General features: G+C 68.7%; 12 protein-coding genes and 1 pseudogene. 7 read left to right on the top strand and 6 right to left on the bottom strand.

Features of this window, described 5'->3' with window-relative positions; genetic code table 11:
* Positions 1-896 precede the first annotated feature (896 nt).
* Positions 897-2,075 (top strand): pyridoxal phosphate-dependent aminotransferase, encoded by a 1,179-nt coding sequence (locus K9S39_RS23750; protein WP_248865360.1) that lies wholly within the window; start codon positions 897-899, stop codon positions 2,073-2,075.
* Positions 2,076-2,205: 130 nt separating this feature from the next.
* Here the strand turns inward: K9S39_RS23750 and K9S39_RS23745 are convergent, their stop codons facing one another.
* Positions 2,206-2,748 (bottom strand): type III secretion system chaperone family protein, encoded by a 543-nt coding sequence (locus tag K9S39_RS23745; RefSeq protein WP_248865359.1) that lies wholly within the window; start codon positions 2,746-2,748, stop codon positions 2,206-2,208.
* 363 nt (positions 2,749-3,111) lie between these two features.
* A complete protein-coding gene (gene clpB, locus K9S39_RS23740; RefSeq protein WP_248865358.1) occupies positions 3,112-5,775 on the bottom strand; it encodes an ATP-dependent chaperone ClpB in 2,664 nt (887 codons plus the stop codon).
* Positions 5,776-5,967: 192 nt separating this feature from the next.
* Between clpB and K9S39_RS23735 the strand changes: the two are divergent.
* From K9S39_RS23735 to K9S39_RS23725, 3 genes and pseudogenes are all read left to right on the top strand, one after another.
* Positions 5,968-6,253 (top strand): annotated as a pseudogene (locus K9S39_RS23735) (Uma2 family endonuclease); the annotation flags it as partial.
* Between the two features lie 55 nt (positions 6,254-6,308).
* Positions 6,309-6,713, top strand: coding sequence for a pyridoxamine 5'-phosphate oxidase family protein (locus K9S39_RS23730; protein ID WP_248865357.1), 405 nt, complete (start codon positions 6,309-6,311; stop codon positions 6,711-6,713).
* 399 nt (positions 6,714-7,112) lie between these two features.
* On the top strand, positions 7,113-7,517 hold the full coding sequence (locus tag K9S39_RS23725) for a hypothetical protein (RefSeq protein ID WP_248865356.1): 405 nt from the start codon (positions 7,113-7,115) through the stop codon (positions 7,515-7,517).
* Between the two features lie 165 nt (positions 7,518-7,682).
* Here K9S39_RS23725 and K9S39_RS23720 read toward each other — a convergent pair whose 3' ends face one another.
* Genes K9S39_RS23720 through dnaK form a run of 4 tightly spaced genes read right to left on the bottom strand, consistent with a single transcriptional unit; the run spans position 7,683 to position 11,921 of the window.
* On the bottom strand, positions 7,683-8,138 hold the full coding sequence (locus K9S39_RS23720; RefSeq protein WP_248865355.1) for a heat shock protein transcriptional repressor HspR: 456 nt from the start codon (positions 8,136-8,138) through the stop codon (positions 7,683-7,685).
* A gap of 1 nt (position 8,139) precedes the next feature.
* Positions 8,140-9,309, bottom strand: a complete 1,170-nt coding sequence (gene dnaJ / locus K9S39_RS23715) for a molecular chaperone DnaJ (RefSeq protein ID WP_248865354.1) — start codon at positions 9,307-9,309, stop codon at positions 8,140-8,142.
* Positions 9,310-9,354: 45 nt separating this feature from the next.
* Entirely contained in the window at positions 9,355-10,050 is a 696-nt protein-coding gene (gene grpE / locus K9S39_RS23710) for a nucleotide exchange factor GrpE (protein ID WP_248865353.1), read from the bottom strand.
* Complete coding sequence (dnaK, locus tag K9S39_RS23705; RefSeq protein WP_248865352.1) at positions 10,050-11,921, bottom strand: molecular chaperone DnaK; 1,872 nt, start codon at positions 11,919-11,921, stop codon at positions 10,050-10,052. Before dnaK ends, grpE begins: the two co-directional genes overlap by 1 nt.
* Positions 11,922-12,229: 308 nt before the next feature.
* On the opposite strand from dnaK, the gene K9S39_RS23700 reads away from it, so the two are divergent.
* The 3 genes from K9S39_RS23700 to K9S39_RS23690 all read left to right on the top strand — a co-directional run bounded on the left by K9S39_RS23700 (position 12,230) and on the right by K9S39_RS23690 (position 16,747).
* Positions 12,230-14,497 carry a (Fe-S)-binding protein gene (locus K9S39_RS23700; RefSeq protein WP_248865351.1) on the top strand — a complete coding sequence of 756 codons (2,268 nt, stop codon included), beginning with the start codon at positions 12,230-12,232 and terminating at the stop codon, positions 14,495-14,497.
* 340 nt (positions 14,498-14,837) lie between these two features.
* Entirely contained in the window at positions 14,838-15,194 is a 357-nt protein-coding gene (locus tag K9S39_RS23695; RefSeq protein WP_248865350.1) for a peptidase inhibitor family I36 protein, read from the top strand.
* A gap of 617 nt (positions 15,195-15,811) precedes the next feature.
* A complete protein-coding gene (locus K9S39_RS23690) occupies positions 15,812-16,747 on the top strand; it encodes a Yip1 family protein (protein ID WP_248868929.1) in 936 nt (311 codons plus the stop codon).
* Positions 16,748-17,044 lie beyond the last annotated feature (297 nt).

Below are 17,044 nucleotides of genomic sequence, written 5' to 3'. Positions count from 1 at the left end.
GAGCATATGCGAAGGGGCATGAGCCGCGTGCATGTGTGCAGTTCGGGAGGGACTTCACGGCGGTGCCGAGAGGTGCGGGAAGGTCGGGTGGGCGGTGGCGAAAACGGTCGCGGGGGCGGTCGCGAGAGCCGTCCCGAGCGCGGTTACCGGACGGTCGCGCAACGGTCCCGCAGACGATGGTGAGGAGCTCGCCCAACGGTCTTGAGGACGGCGTGCGGACGGCCAGCGCAGCGGTCCTGTGGACGACGTGAGGGTGGTCGTCGGACGGGGTCGTGCACCCCTCGTCACGACGACCGTCCGCGACCGCCCTCGGCCGTGCTCACGCCGTTCACCAGACCGTCCACCACGCCGCGCGGACGACCGCGCGAAGACGCCGCGGCCCGCTCGGCAGAAGACACCGTGGCCCGCTATGCAGAAGACGCCGTGGCCCGCTCAGCAACCGCCGCCGCCACCGCAGCCGCCACCGCCGCCACCGCCGCAGGACGAGGAGCCGCCACCGCAGGACGAGCCACCGCCGCACGAGTGGCCACCGTGGTGGTGTGACCCCGAGTCGCCACCGGCGACCCACCAGCTACCGCCGGCCGAGCCGGCCGAGTTCACGTACCGGCCGCGGCCCTTGCGTCCCGAGCCGGTGCCGCTCCGCGAGGCCGCGGCCACCAGAGCGATGACCACCACACAGATCACGAGAAAAACAACAATCCCCATCTGCCTCACACACCTTCCTTCCCCCGAAGCGAGGCATCCGCTTCGTCCGGCGCCCCGTGCGCCGTTTCGGCGCCGTGCGCCGCCGGCCGCCGTCGCGACCGTGGTTGTCCTTCGTGCGGGCTGATGCCCTGGCCGGAAAGAGCTCAAAGCACAGTTGAGGAAGTCCTGAGGTTCGGCGGAGGATGACACGCATGGACCGACCGCTGCTCAATCGCCGCCTCGCCGAGTTCGGCACGACGATCTTCGCCGAGATGTCGGCACTCGCCGTACGGACCGGCTCCATCAACCTCGGCCAGGGCTTCCCGGACACCGACGGCCCCGAGGAAATCCGCGAGGCGGCCGTCCGCGCGCTCCGCGACGGCCGCGGCAACCAGTACCCGCCGGGCCCCGGCATCCCCGAACTCCGTATCGCCGTCGCCGCGCACCAGAAGCGCTTCTACGGACACCTCGGCCTGGCCTACGACCCCGACACCGAGGTCCTGGTCACCGCCGGCGCCACGGAAGCGATCGCCGCCTCCCTGCTCGCCCTCCTCGAACCGGGCGACGAGGTCATCGCGCTGGAGCCGTACTACGACTCGTACGCCGCGTGCATCGCGATGGCGGGCGGCACCCGTGTCCCGGTGACCCTGCGTCCGCACCCGGAGACCGGCGCGTACGCCCTCGACCTGGACGAACTCCGGGACGCCGTCACCGACCGCACCCGCCTCATCCTCCTCAACACCCCGCACAACCCCACCGGCACCGTCCTCACCCGCGACGAACTCACCGCCATCGCCGGGCTGGCGGTGGAGCGCGACCTCCTCGTCATCACCGACGAGGTCTACGAACACCTCGTCTTCGAGGGCGCTCACCTCCCCCTCGCGTCCTTCCCCGGAATGCGCGACCGCACCGTCACCGTCAGTTCGGCTGGCAAGACCTTTTCCTTCACCGGGTGGAAGGTCGGCTGGGTCACCGCCACACCCGCATTGGTCAGCGCCGTCCGCTCCGCGAAACAATTCCTGACCTATGTCTCCGCCGGCCCGTTCCAATACGCCCTCGCCGAGGCGCTCGCCCTCCCGGACAGCTACTACACGGGCCTCCGGGACGACCTCCGCACGAAACGCGACATCCTGGCAACCGGCCTCACCGAAGCGGGTTTCCGGGTCTACCGCCCCACCGGCACCTACTTCATCACCACCGATATCCGCCCCCTCGGCGAAACCGACGGCTTCGCCTTCTGCCGCACCCTCCCGGAACGCGCCGGTGTGGTCGCCATCCCGAACGCGGTCTTCTACGACCACCGTGACCAGGGCGCTCCCTTCGTCCGCTTCGCTTTCTGCAAACAGGAAAAGGTGCTGCAGGAGGCCGTCGGACGCCTTCAGCTGCTGTGAGCGAATTCCGGCACGGAATTCCGGCACGTAGAAGATATTCCGGCGCACAGACGTATTCCGGCACACAGACGCGAGCCCCCGGAACCAAGCTCCAGGGGCCCGCGCAGCAGGGCTTACGGACGGACGGGGCTCAGCCCTCGTCGTCGCCCGGCTTGTCGTCCGAGTCGCCCTCGATCTCGGCCTCCAGGCCGAGCTGTTCGACAAGCCACTTGTCGAACTCGATCGAGGCGCGGACCCAGCTGACCGTGCTCGAAACGAAGTGTTCGAGCGAGACGCCGGTGCCGATCAGCATCGATGCCTCACCGATCAGTCGGACGGTGCCGTCGTCGTGGGTGTGGGTGTATGCCTTGGGCCACAGGGTCCGGCGATTCCAGTCGTCGATCGCCTCCAGCAGCTTGACCTTGTCGTCGATGTCGTGGGCACGGTCATAGAACGTGCGCACGGAGAAGATCTGCTGCTCCTGCTCGCCACGGAACATGAAGTACGTGCGGAACTGCTCCCACGGGGCGGCGAGGTCACCCTCCTCGTCGACTACGTACTTCAGCTCCATCTGGTCGAGGAGCTGCTTGACCAGGTCCTGGTCGGGCACGACGGGCCCCTCAGGACCCGACGGCTGCGGTTCGGGCTCGGGCTGGCCCCCGAAATTCGGAATCGAGGACGGGTCGATGCTCACCGTGGAATTCCCTTCGTATGGTCACTGCCATCCTCCCCCATCCCCGCCCCGTTCTGGCAAGCCCAGGCCGGAGGGGGGCGAGCATGCCCCCGATCAGGCGGTGGGGAGGAGAGGGGAGGAGAACGGCGCGGGGCCGGGCCGGGGGGACGTCGAGGGGCTCTGATCAAGGGACGACCAGGGCTTTGTGGTCAGCGGACGACCGGCAGCTCCGGCCGAGAGCCACCGCTCGGCCGGATCCCCCGTCCGGACACACCACCAGCCGGGTCCCCGTCCGGACACGGCACCACCAGCGCCCCCGCTCCGCCGGAGCCCGCCGGCCCCCCAAGGCACCGAAAGCGCCACCGCTCGGGCCGTCGCCCCGGGCTACCGGCCCGCCCCGGCCGTCTCCGGTGACCGGGCCGCCGCCACCGACAGATGGTCGCCGTCGACATCCACCCGCACCGTGTCCCCGTCCAGCACCTCACCCGCGAGGATGGCGCGCGCGAGCTGGTCGCCGATGGCCGTCTGGACCAGGCGGCGCAGCGGGCGGGCCCCGTACGAGAGGTCGGGTGCCGGGGCGTCGATGACCGGTTCCTGGCCGAGCCAGGCGAGCCAGGTCAGGGCGCGGTCGGTGACGTCCAGGGTGAGGCGGCGGTCGGCGAGGCGCCGCTGGAGGTGGCCGATCTGGATCCGGGCGATCCGCTCCATCTGGTCCGTGCCGAGCGGATGGAAGACCACCAGGTCGTCGAGGCGGTTGAGGAATTCCGGGCGGAAGGACGCGCGGACCGTCTCCAGGACCTTTTCCTTCTTCTCGTCCTCCTTGAGCAGCGGGTCCATCAGGATGGTGGAGCCGAGGTTGGAGGTCAGGATGAGGATGGTGTTGCGGAAGTCGACGGTGCGGCCCTGGCCGTCGGTGAGCCGGCCGTCGTCGAGGACCTGGAGCAGGATGTCGAAGACCTCGTGGTGCGCCTTCTCGACCTCGTCCAGCAGGATGACGCTGTACGGACGGCGGCGGACCGCCTCCGTCAGCTGACCGCCCTCCTCGTAGCCGACATAGCCGGGCGGCGCGCCGACCAGCCGGGCGACGCTGTGCTTCTCGCTGTATTCACTCATGTCGATACGGACCATCGCCCGCTCGTCGTCGAAGAGGAAGTCCGCGAGCGCCTTGGCCAGCTCGGTCTTGCCGACGCCGGTCGGGCCCAGGAAGACGAACGAGCCGGTGGGCCGGTCCGGGTCGGCGATGCCGGCGCGGGTGCGGCGTACCGCGTCCGACACGGCGCGTACCGCCTCGTCCTGCCCGATCAGCCGCTTGCCGAGCTCGTCCTCCATGCGCAGCAGCTTCTGTGTCTCGCCTTCGAGGAGCCGGCCGGCGGGGATGCCGGTCCAGGAGCCGACGACGTCCGCGATGTCGTCCGGGCCGACCTCCTCCTTGACCATGGGCCCCTTGGCACCCGCGGCGTCCTTGGACGCCTCCGCCTCCTGCTCCGCCTCGGCGGCCTCCGCCAACTCCCTTTCCAGGCCTGGGATCTCGCCGTAGAGCAGCTTGGAGGCGGTGTCGAAGTCGCCGTCCCGCTGGGCGCGTTCGGCCTGTCCGTGCAGCTCGTCGAGCCGCTCCTTCAGCTCACCGACCCGGTTGAGGCCCTGCTTCTCCTTCTCCCAGCGGGCGGTCAGTCCGCGCAGCTCCTCCTCCTTGTCGGCGAGGTCCTTGCGCAGCTTCTCCAAGCGCTGGACGGACCCGGCGTCGGTCTCGTTCTTGAGCGCCAGTTCCTCCATCTTGAGGCGGTCGACGGCGCGCTGGAGCTCGTCGATCTCCACGGGTGAGGAGTCGATCTCCATACGGAGTCGGGACGCGGCCTCGTCGACCAGGTCGATGGCCTTGTCGGGCAGGAAGCGGGAGGTGATGTAGCGGTCGGAGAGGGTGGCCGCGGCGACCAGGGCGGAGTCGGCGATCTGCACCTTGTGGTGCGCCTCGTAGCGCCCCTTGAGGCCGCGCAGGATCGCGACGGTGTCCTCGACGGTCGGCTCGGCGACCAGCACCTGCTGGAAGCGCCGCTCCAGCGCCGCGTCCTTCTCGATCCGCTCGCGGTACTCGTCGAGGGTGGTGGCGCCGACCATCCGCAACTCACCGCGGGCCAGCATCGGCTTGAGCATATTGCCGGCGTCCATCGAGGAGTCGCCGCCGGCTCCCGCGCCGACGACCGTGTGCAGCTCGTCGATGAACGTGATGATCCGGCCGTCGCTGGACTTGATCTCCGCCAGGACGGTCTTCAGCCGCTCCTCGAACTCACCGCGGTACTTCGCGCCGGCGACCATCGCGCCCAGGTCGAGCGCGACCAGCCGCTTGTCGCGCAGCGACTCGGGGACATCGCCCTTGACGATGCGCTGGGCGAGCCCCTCGACGACGGCGGTCTTGCCGACGCCCGGCTCGCCGATCAGCACCGGGTTGTTCTTCGTCCGCCGCGACAGCACCTGGACGACACGGCGGATCTCGTGGTCCCGGCCGATGACCGGGTCGAGCCGGCCTTCGCGGGCGGCGGCGGTGAAGTCCGTGCCGAACTTCTCCAGCGCCTTGTACGTGCCCTCCGGGTCGGCGGTGGTCACCCGCTGCCCGCCCCGGCTCGCCTCGAAGGCGGCCAGCAGCTTCTTGGCGGTGGCGCCCTGCTGCGCCAGCAGCTCGCCGGTCCTGCCGCCCTTGGCCGCGATGCCGATGAGCAGGTGCTCGGTGGAGATATACGCGTCGCCGAGGTCCTTGGCGCGCTGCGAGGCGTCCGCGAGCACGGCGAGCAGCTCGCGGTCCGGCTGCGGCGGGGCGACGGTGGAGCCCTGCACGCTGGGCAGCCCGGCGAGCTGCCGCTCGGCACCGTTGCGCAGCACGGCGGCGTCCGTCTCGACGGCCGCCAGCAGGTCCATGAGGTTCTCGTTGTCCTGCCCGGCCAGCAGCGCGAGCAGCAGATGCGCGGACGTCATGTCCGCGTGCCCGGCGGTGACCGCCCGCTCATTGGCGGCGCTCAGCGCCTCCCGGCTCTTGTTGGTGAGATCGGCGTCCACGTCCCCGTACTCCTCCTCGTACTCGTACCCTGCTCACGCCAACGTGCGATAAATTGAGTCTATTCCACTCAAGGCGGCTCCAACGCCGTAGGGGCGTGCCGGTCCTCTCATACGGACATCCCACCTGGGAGTGAACCCGGCCGAACTTCCCTTCGCCGGCGACCCACCCGCCCACACTGACCTTCGGCCGTCGAGCTGCATCTGTTCCGGGGCGCCGAGTCCTGGATGCCCAGTGATGGAGTCGCCTTGGTCATCGACGTGACCTCAAGCAAACCCGATCGCGACCGAGTGGCCAGGCGTCACTGCTACGCGCGCCAGCATCCCGCTTTACCTGCTCGTTGACCGGAGCAAGTCCACGATCACGCTGTTCGGCGAACCTTCCGTGGAAGATTACGTGGGCAGCACCACTGCCCCCTTCGGCAAACCCATCCCCCTCCCCGCCCCCTTCTCCTTCGACCTCGACACCACCGACCTCCTCCGACTTCCAGGAACGGCCCGAGAACCCATAGGGGACGCGGGCCTACCCTTGCCCCATGGCCCACGATCTCTCCGCCCTCACCCCCGCGTACCTCGCCTTCTGGGACGAGTACTTCATGCCCACCCTGACCACCCTGCGTGCGGACGGCACCCCGCACGTCGTCCCGGTCGGCGTCACCTTCGACGCCGGGCAGCGGATCGCGCGGGTCATCACCCGCAAGGACAGCACCAAGGTCAAGAACATCCTCGCCGCCGGTCCCGGCGGGGCCGCCGTCGCCGTGTGCCAGGTGGACCGCGGCCGCTGGGCGACGCTGGAGGGCCTCGCACGGGTGCGTACGGACGCGGAGTCCGTCGCCGACGCGGTACGCCGTTACGCCGCGCGCTACGGGCGGACACCGACGCCCAACCCCGACCGCGTCATGATCGAGATCGCGGTGACCAAGGCGCTCGGCCGGGCCTGACCCGGCGCCGGCACTCACTGGTCCGTACCTGGCCGAAAACCGCCGCTTTGCATCCGTCGCCCGGCCCTCACCTGGTACCCAGGAACGGAAGGAAACCGAACAGCCCCGCGCAGACAGCGGACCTCTTCGGACCTCTCTCGGTCACATCACGGCAGCTGGAGACCGCATGGCGTCGGCACTGTGCATCGCGACGATCCGTCCCCGACGCCCCGACCCCGCCCGGTCGCGGCCCCGCGCCGAGCTCTGCCCGCGTTGCGGCGGCCAACTCGCGGTCAACCAGGACGGATGGAAGATCTGCCACGCCTGCGGCTATGCCTCGCCACCCGGTACGGCCCCTCCACCCCGGGCCGTCTGCGGGGGTATCGTCGCCCCCACAGTCGCCACGCCCCGGAGGGCACGATGAACTCGGTCCGAGTGACGGCGATCGCCTGCCTGATGCCGCTGTCCGAACTGGACGAGGATCCGTTCCTGGTCGACGACCGCAGCCAGCACGACATGTGCAAAAAGTGGGCGGCGGCCCGTGACTACCACCTCACCTGCCAGCTCACCCTGCACCAGCTGCGCGCCGACCACAGCGCGCTGTGGAGCGATGTGGAGGAGGGACTGGTCGATGTGTTCGTGACGCCCAACCGCCGGGCGCTGGAGAACGCCATCGACGGGGCCGACGAATTCACCGCGCGCTGCGCCGCCGCCGGCGTACGCCTGGAGACCGCCGACCTCGACGAGCCGGTCTACACACTGGCGATGAAATCGCATGTGCACCGCCGCCTCTCGATGCCGACGGCGGGCTACAACGGCTGCTGAGCGGAAGCGGCGAAGCGCCGCACAAGCACGAAGCAGAAGCGCGAAGCCCGCAAGAGGGCCGGGTTTCCCCGGCCCTTCGCCGACTCGGCAGTCGAGGCGTCCACCACACCGGGCTGAGTCGCACACAGCCGGGCCGGTGTCCCTGACACCGGCCCGGCTCGCGCGCTACTCCGACGACCGCTTGGGCCGCCACACCACCAACGCGCTGGTCTGCTGCACATCCTGATACGGCACCAGGTCACGGCGGTACGAGGCGTGCACCGCCGCCTCCCGCTGCTGCATCGCGCTGGCCGCGCCCTCCAGGGCGCCCTGCAGCTCGGCGACCCGCTGCTGCAGGGCCGCGACCTGGTTCTCCAGCTCGATGATGCGCTTGATGCCGGCGAGGTTGATGCCCTCGTCCTGGGACAACTGCTGCACCGTACGGAGCAGTTCGATGTCCCGGGCCGAGTAGCGGCGGCCCCGCCCGGCCGTGCGGTCGGGCGACACCAGGCCCAGCCGGTCGTACTGCCGCAGGGTCTGCGGATGCAGGCCGGAGAGCTGAGCCGCGACGGAGATGACGTACACCGGCGACTCATCGGTCAGTTCATACGGGTTACGACGCTGCCCGCCCCGGCTGTCCATCTCAAGCTCCCTTCGCGGCCTGGAACAGCTCCGCCCGCGGGTCCACTCCCGCGGTCGCCTCGCGATAGGACTCCAGCGATTCCTTCGCCTCGTCGCCGAGGTCCTTGGGGACGATCACCTCTATGGTGACCAGCAGATCACCCCGGGTGCCGTCCTTACGGGCCGCGCCCTTGCCGCGGGCCCGCATGGTGCGTCCGTTGGGTGTGCCGGCCGGCAGCTTCAGCTTGACCGGTGGGCCGCCCAGCGTCGGCACCTTGATCTCACCACCCAGCGCCGCCTCCGGGAAGGTGACCGGCACCGTGACGGTGAGGTTGTCGCCCTTGCGGCCGAAGACCGGGTGGGCGTCGACGTGCACCACGACATACAGATCGCCGGCCGGGCCGCCCTGCTCACCGGGAGCGCCCTTGCCGCGCAGCCGGATGCGCTGCCCGTCGGAGACGCCCGCGGGGATGCGGACCTGCATGGTGCGGGAACTCGTCGCCCGCCCGCTACCCTTGCAGACCTCGCATGCGTCCTGGGCGATCAGACCGCGGCCCTTGCAGTCGGCGCACGGGTCGGTGAGCGAGAAGCCGCCGCCCGCGCCCCGGCTGACCTGACCGGTGCCCACACAGGTCGGGCAGACCCGAGGCGTACCGTTTTTGTCGCCGGTGCCCGAACACGCCTTGCACGGCGCCTGGCTGGACATCCGCAGCGGGACCGTGGCGCCGTCGACCGCCTCGGTGAAGCTGAGCGTCACCTCGGACTCGATGTCCTGGCCACGGCGCGGATGGGTACGCGTACCCGCCCCGCCGCGGTTGAACAGGCCGCCGAAGACGTCCCCGAGCCCGCCGCCGAAGCCGCCGGCGCCCCCGCCCTGAGTGCCCCCGAAGAGGTCGCCCAGGTCGAAGTTGAAGCTGCCGCCACCCCCGCCGGGGCCGGGCCGGAAGCCGCCGTTGCCGAACAGCGCCCGCGCCTCGTCGTACTCCTTGCGCCGCTTGGGGTCACCGAGGACGTCGTTGGCCTCGGAGATCTCCTTGAAGCGCGCCTCGGCCTTGGCGTCGCCCTTGTTGGCGTCCGGGTGGTTCTCCCGGGCGAGCTTGCGGTACGCCTTCTTGATCTCCGCCTCGGTGGCGTCCTTCGGGACGCCGAGGACCTTGTAGTAGTCCTTCTCCACGAAGTCCTTGGTGCTCATCCCCGACGTCCCTCCTTCCGCGCGGTTCTCTCTCGTGCTGTCACGTCAGCCCTCGTCCGGGCCACCGCTCTCCTCGTCCGTGGCCTTGGCACCCTTGGCGTCATCCTCGGATCCGGACTTGGCGGTCTGCGTGCCCGGCTGCGGCTCGGCGACGGCGACCCGCGCAGGGCGGATCGTTCGTTCACCGATCCGATACCCGGGCTGCAGGATGGCAACGCACGTGGTCTCTGTGACATCCGGTGCATAGGAATGCATCAGCGCTTCATGGATCGTCGGGTCGAAGGGCTCGCCCTCCTTTCCGAACTGCTGCAGACCGAGCTTGGCGACCGCGGTCTCCAGCGATTCGGCCACCGACTTGAAGCCGCCGACCAGCTCGCCGTGATCGCGGGCGCGACCGATGTCGTCGAGGGTGGGAAGGAGCTCGGACAGGAGGTTCGCCGCGGCGATCTCCTTGACCGTGACCCGGTCCCGCTCCACCCGACGGCGGTAGTTCTGGTACTCCGCCTGGAGCCGCTGGAGGTCCGCCGTACGCTCGTTGAGCGCCGTACGCACCTGGTCCAGCTGCGCCAGGAGAGCTGTGTCCTGGGGCTCTTGAGAGCCCGGCTTGTCGGCCCCGGCCGGGGCCGAGCCCGCCGTTTCGGCGGACTCGGCACCCTGCGCCGTGTCGTCAGGAGTTCCTGCGGACCCGGTGTCGGAGGCGACGTCAGGCTTCTCGTCGAAGCCCGGGGTCTCCTCCGTCATCAGGCCGCGCCGCCCTTCGCGTCACGGGGCTTCTCGTCGTCGACGATCTCGGCGTCGACGACGTCGTCCTCGGCCTTGGCCTGACCGTCCGCGGCACCGGCGGCACCCTCGGCGCCACCGGCCGCGGCCTGCGCGGCCTGGGCGTCGGCGTACATGGCCTGGCCCAGCTTCTGGGAGACGGCCGCGACCTTCTCCGTGGCGGTGCGGATCTCGGCGGTGTCGTCGCCCTTGAGCTTCTCCTTCAGCTCGTCGACGGCGGTCTCCACCTCGGTCTTCACCTCGCCGGGAACCTTCTCCTCGTTGTCCTTGAGGAACTTCTCGGTCTGGTAGACGAGCTGCTCGCCCTGGTTACGGGACTCGGCGGCCTCGCGGCGCTTGTGGTCCTCGTCCGCGTACTGCTCGGCCTCCTGGCGCATGCGGTCGACCTCTTCCTTCGGCAGGGAAGAGCCGCCGGTGACGGTCATCTTCTGCTCCTTGCCGGTGCCGAGGTCCTTGGCCGCGACGTGCATGATGCCGTTGGCGTCGATGTCGAAGGCGACCTCGATCTGCGGGACGCCGCGCGGAGCCGGCGGCAGACCGGTCAGCTCGAACATCCCGAGCTTCTTGTTGTACGCCGCGATCTCGCGTTCGCCCTGGTAGACCTGGATCTGCACGGAGGGCTGGTTGTCCTCGGCGGTGGTGAAGATCTCGGACCGCTTGGTCGGGATCGTGGTGTTCCGCTCGATCAGCTTGGTCATGATGCCGCCCTTGGTCTCGATACCGAGGGACAGCGGGGTGACGTCCAGCAGCAGGACGTCCTTGACCTCACCCTTGAGGACACCGGCCTGCAGCGACGCGCCGATGGCGACGACCTCGTCCGGGTTGACGCCCTTGTTGGCGTCCTTGCCGTCGGTCAGCTCCTTGACGAGCTCGGCGACGGCCGGCATACGGGTCGAGCCGCCGACCAGGACCACGTGGTCGATCTCGGACAGCTGGATGCCGGCGTCCTTGATGACGTTGTGGAACGGGGTCTTGCAGCGCTCCAGCAGGTCCGAGGTCAGCTGCTGGAACTGCGCCCGGGTGAGCTTCTCGTCCAGGTGCAGCGGACCCTCGGCGGAGGCGGTGATGTAGGGCAGGTTGATCGTCGTCTCGGTGGAGGACGACAGCTCGATCTTCGCCTTCTCGGCGGCCTCGCGCAGACGCTGCAGCGCCATCTTGTCCTTGGCCAGGTCGACGCCGTGGCCGTTCTGGAACTGCTTGACCAGGTAGTCGACGACGCGCTGGTCCCAGTCGTCACCACCGAGGTGGTTGTCACCGTTGGTGGCCTTCACCTCGACGACACCGTCGCCGATCTCCAGCAGCGAGACGTCGAAGGTACCGCCACCGAGGTCGAAGACCAGAATGGTCTGGTCGTCCTTCTCCAGGCCGTAGGCCAGGGCGGCCGCAGTAGGCTCGTTGACGATACGCAGGACGTTCAGACCCGCGATCTCGCCGGCCTCCTTGGTGGCCTGGCGCTCGGAGTCGTTGAAGTAGGCGGGGACGGTGATGACCGCGTCCACAACCTTCTCGCCCAGGTACGCCTCGGCGTCGCGCTTGAGCTTCTGCAGGATGAAAGCGCTCATCTGCTGCGGGTTGAAGCCCTTGCCGTCGATGTCGATGTTCCAGTCGGTGCCCATGTGGCGCTTGACCGACCGGATGGTCCGATCGACGTTGGTGACCGCCTGGCGCTTGGCGACCTCGCCGACCAGCACCTCGCCGTTCTTGGCGAAGGCGACGACGGACGGCGTGGTCCTGGCGCCCTCGGCGTTGGAGATGACGGTGGGCTCACCGCCTTCGAGAACACTGACGACGGAGTTCGTCGTGCCCAGGTCGATGCCGACCGCACGTGCCATTTCAATTCCTCCAGCTGACTTGAGTGGAACAGGCTCAAGAGTGCAGCATCGATGGAAGCCTGTCAACAGAGGTGAGCCAGAGTGACTCAACTTTTATGTCGGCCTTACCGTCCACCGACTTGCCACCATAGACGCCAGGGCCAACCGTAGACGCCAGGGGCCAACAGAGGGTTGCCTGCGCGACGCAGATCACCGGCCGGGCGACTTCATGGGGCCCCGGATACTGGGTAACCTCAGCGCAGACCCGAAAAGTTACCGCTTAGTAGTTCCGCTTAGTTTTCCGCTCTCGCAGGCACGAGGAGCCGTCCATGCAACTCGCCGCGATCATCGTGTCGCTGGTCCTCATCGCGGTAGGCGTCGCGCTGTTCGGCCGTGCCATCGCGCAGATCTACCGCTCCATGCGCGTTGGCCAGCCAGTACCCGCCGGTTCCCGGACCAACGACCCCGTGCAGCGCACCGTCACCGTGGTCAGGGAGTTCCTCGGCCACACCCGGATGAACCGCTGGGGCATCGTCGGCGTGGCGCACTGGTTCGTGGCAGTGGGCTTCTTCTCCCTGCTGCTGACCATCGCCAACGCCATCGGCCAGCTCTTCAAGGCCGACTGGGTGATCCCCTTCATCGGTACCTGGCTGCCGTGGGAGATGTGGGTCGAGGGCATGGGCATGATGACGACCCTGGGCATCCTCACCCTGATCGTCATCCGGCAGCTGAACCGGCCGGGCGGCGCGGGCCGAAAGTCCCGCTTCGCGGGCTCCAACACCGGTCAGGCGTACTTCGTCGAGGCCGTCATCCTGATCGTCGGCATCTGCATCGTCACGCTGCACGCCCTGGAGGGCGCCCAGCACGGCGTCGACCACTACGAGCCCGCGTTCTTCGCCTCGTATCCGCTGGTCGCGTTCTTCAAGGGGCTGAGCGTCGGCACCCTGCAGAACCTCACCTACCTCTTCGCGATGATCAAGATCGCGACGTCCTTCATCTGGATGATCACGGTCGCCCTCAAGACCGACATGGGCGTCGCCTGGCACCGCTTCCTGGCCTTCCCCAACATCTGGTTCAAGCGCGAGGCGGACGGCGATGTGGCGCTCGGCGCGCTGCAGCCGATGACCACCGGCGGCAAGCCGATCGACTTCGAGGACCCGGGCGAGGACGACCAGTTCGGCGTCTCGCAGATCGAGCACTTCTCCTGGAAGGGCCTGCTCGACTTCTCCACCTGCACCGAGTGCGGCCGCTGCCAGTCGCAGTGCCCCGCCTGGAACACCGGCAAGCCGCTCTCCCCCAAGCTCCTGATCATGTCGCTGCGCGACCACGCGCACGCCAAGGCCCCGTACCTGCTCGCGGGCGGCGGCAAGGACATGGAAGGCAACGAGACGGCGTCCGCCGAGCAGCTGAAGGACGTCCCGGCGTCGGCCCTCGCCGAGGCCGAGCGCCCGCTGGTCGGGACACTGGAGGAGAACGGCGTCATCGATCCGGACGTCCTGTGGTCCTGCACCACCTGCGGCGCCTGCGTCGAGCAGTGCCCGGTCGACATCGAGCACATCGACCACATCGTCGACATGCGCCGCTACCAGGTCATGATCGAGTCGTCGTTCCCGTCCGAGGCGAGCACGATGCTCAAGAACCTGGAGAAGAAGGGCAACCCCTGGGGCCTGGCCAAGAAGCAGCGGCTCGCCTGGACCAAGGAGGTCGACTTCGAGGTCCCGGTCGTCGGCAAGGACGTCGAGGACCTCACCGAGGTCGAGTACCTCTACTGGGTCGGCTGCGCCGGCGCCCTGGAGGACCGCGCCAAGAAGACGACGAAGGCCTTTGCCGAACTCCTCCACATCGCGGGCGTCAAGTTCGCCATCATGGGCGGCGACGAGAAGTGCACCGGTGACTCCCCGCGCCGTCTGGGCAACGAGTTCCTGTTCCAGCAGCTCGGCGCCGAGAACGTGGCGACCCTCAACGCGGCCTTCGGCGAGGACGACGAGGACGAGTCGACCAAGAAGCCGAAGTCGTCGAAGAAGATCGTCGCGACCTGCCCGCACTGCTTCAACACCATCGCGAACGAGTACCCGCAGCTCGGCGGCGAGTACGAGGTCATCCACCACACGCAGCTGCTGCAGCACCTGGTGGACGAGGGCAAACTCATCCCCGTCACCCCGGTCGAGGGTCTGATCACCTACCACGACCCCTGCTACCTGGGCCGCCACAACAAGGTCTACACCCCGCCGCGCGAGATCATCGCCAACGTGCCGGGCCTGCGCAACGAGGAGATGCACCGCCACAAGGAGCGCGGCTTCTGCTGTGGCGCCGGTGGCGCGCGGATGTGGATGGAAGAGCGCATCGGCAAGCGCATCAACAACGAGCGCGTCGATGAAGCGCTGTCGCTGAACCCCGACATCGTCTCGACGGCCTGCCCGTTCTGCCTCGTCATGCTGACCGACTCGGTCAACGGCAAGAAGAACGACGGCCAGGCGAAGGAGTCGGTGCAGGTCGTCGACGTGGCCCAGCTGCTGCTGGAGTCCGTCAGGACCCCCCTCGACCCGGCGGGCGAGCCGGAGTCGGAGGACGCGCCGCAGCCTGAGCCGGTGAAGTAGCGGCGCGACGTCATCGGAACGGCCGGTCCTGCGGAGTGCGGGGCCGGCCGTTTGGTGTGTGGTGGGGTGGGAGCTGGGGCCGGGGAGTTTGGGGCGGAGGGTGGGGCGTGATTCATGGGGCGTGGTTCATGAGGCGTGGTTCATGAGGCGTGGTTGATGGGACGCGGTTAATGGGTGTTATGGCTGGAAACGCCTGCCACGCCCCTTCTCCGGGTTTGAACAGCGGCCCTTGACTCATTCGTGTGAGCCGCCCACAACCCCGAGTGCGCACTGTACGCATTCATTAACGTACCCACCGTCACGCCCCAGATGGGCGCACACGACAGGAGGGGACACGTAAATGAAGCGCATGTTGCGGAAGTTGACGACGTTTTCCGCGGTTGCCGCCGCGGCTCTAGGGATGGCCGTCGTCCCGGCGAGCCAGGCACAGGCCGACGCCCCGCTGCACTGCCCCTTTGTCTACACGGTCTGCACGTGGACCGGGCCAGGCGGTAGCGGACAGCTGAGGCCACTGTTCGCCGATGACGGCTTCATCCCCTACGGCGTCCAGAGCGCGCAGAACCGAACCGCGTACCCCTGGTGCTTCTTCGAGGGCATGGGTTTCCGGGGCATTCACCATCAGCTCGACCAGGGCGAGACCGTGCGCCGGCTCGAATTCACGGCCCACTCCGTCTACCCGGGCCAGTGCCCTCTGTAGAACGGCATGCAGAACGGCCAGCGCTCGCGGCAGCGAGCAGCCGTATCAGGCATTCACCGAGCTGAGCGGGTTGAGCGGGTTGAGCGGGTTGAGCGGGTTGAGCGGGTTGAGCGGGTTGAGCGGGTTGAGCGGGTTGCGGGATTGAACGGGCTTTGTCGGCCGCCGTGTTGGCGCATACCTACGTCTTGATGCGGCTGCCGAAGCCCTGCCGCGCACCGAGCCTGACGACATGGCAGGTGACGGCACGGCAGAGAGCGCCCCTGAACCCAGGCCGCGCCTGAGGCCAGACCGCACCCCGGGCAGCCCCCTTCGAGGGAGCACCCCCCGAGACGGAAGCACCACCCCGAGACGGAAGCACCATCCCAGGCGGAAACACCCTCCTGGGCGGAAGCACCTACCCCAGACGGAAACAGCGCCCCGAGCGGGAATACCACCCCGAGCCCACCCCGTTGTGGCCTGCAAGGGGTCCACACAACCCCTAAGGGCCCCCTTTGACCAACCCTTAAGGGTTACCCCTAGGGGATGTCACAGCTCAGCAGCAAACCCCCGCCCAGTGCCCCGCTCCGCCACCGCGGCCGCGCAGACCAGGTACTTTCGAAGGCGTGGCTGGATTCAGGATGGGTCGCGGACGGGATCCCCGCACCGCGCAGGACGGGCAGCAGCCGGGGCAGCAGGCCCCGTACGGACAGCAGGGACCGTACGGGCAGCAGCCCCCGCCGCCGCATGGGCAGTGGCAGCACTCTCCGCAACCGCAGCAATACAGCGGCCGGCCGCACGGACAGCACGACGAGCCCGAGTACTTCGGCGACGGCGGCTACCAGGCTCAGCAGCAGTCCTACGCGCCGTACGCCAATGACAACACCCCCGGCCACACCCAGCAGTTCCGCGTCGGCGAGGCCCCGGACGCGTACGGACCGTATCCGGACCAGTACAACGGCGGCCACGGCCCCGACGGCCAGTACGCCGACGGCGGCACCTACCGCGCCGGCCAGACCACCGCCCCGCCGGCCGGCCCCCGGTTGCACTGGAAGCAGCTGCTGTCCGGCATCGTGCTGCGCCCCGCACCCACCTTCTGGCAGATGCGGGACCACACCGTGTGGGGCCCGGCACTGACCGTCACCTTCCTCTACGGTCTGCTGGCCGTCTTCGGATTCGACAAGGCCCGCGAGGATGTGCTGAACGCCACGCTCGGCAACAGCATCCCGTGGGTGCTGATCACCGGCGTGATGTTCATCATCGGCGGTCTGATCCTGGGCGCGGTCACCCACACCATGGCCCGCCAGCTCGGTGGCGACGGCGCCTGGGCGCCGACCATCGGCCTGTCCATGCTGATCATGTCGGTCTCGGACGCACCCCGACTGATCTTCGCGATGTTCCTCGGCGGTGACAGCACCCTGGTGCAGGTCATCGGCTGGCTCACCTGGCTCGCGGCCGGCTATCTCTTCACCTCCATGGTCAGCAAGTCGCACGACCTGCCCTGGCCCAAGGCGCTGGGTGCCGCCGCGATCCAGCTGGTCGCGCTGCTCGCCCTGGTCAAGCTCGGCACGCTGTAACGCCCGTACGCAGACATGGAAGGGCCCTGCTCCGGCATTGCTCGGAGCGGGGCCCTTCCATGTCTGCGTACGGACTGGTCGCCAGACGCCTCTCGCCGGATGCCTTTCGCCAGGTGCGCGCTACGCGGACTACCTGCCACCTACTTCCCTGCTCACCGCGTACGGCCTACGCACCACCTGCGTACTACTCACCGCGCCTACGGACTGCACACCGCCCGTGCGTCCCTCACCACCTACACACTCCTCACAGCCCACACACTGCTCACCACGTAGGCAGTCGTCGCCCAAGCTCCCGGC

The organism is Streptomyces halobius (genome assembly GCF_023277745.1).
Lineage (GTDB): Bacteria > Actinomycetota > Actinomycetes > Streptomycetales > Streptomycetaceae > Streptomyces > Streptomyces halobius.
The sequence above is the reverse complement of the archived record's forward strand: the minus strand, read 5'-3'. Positions and strand labels throughout refer to the sequence as shown.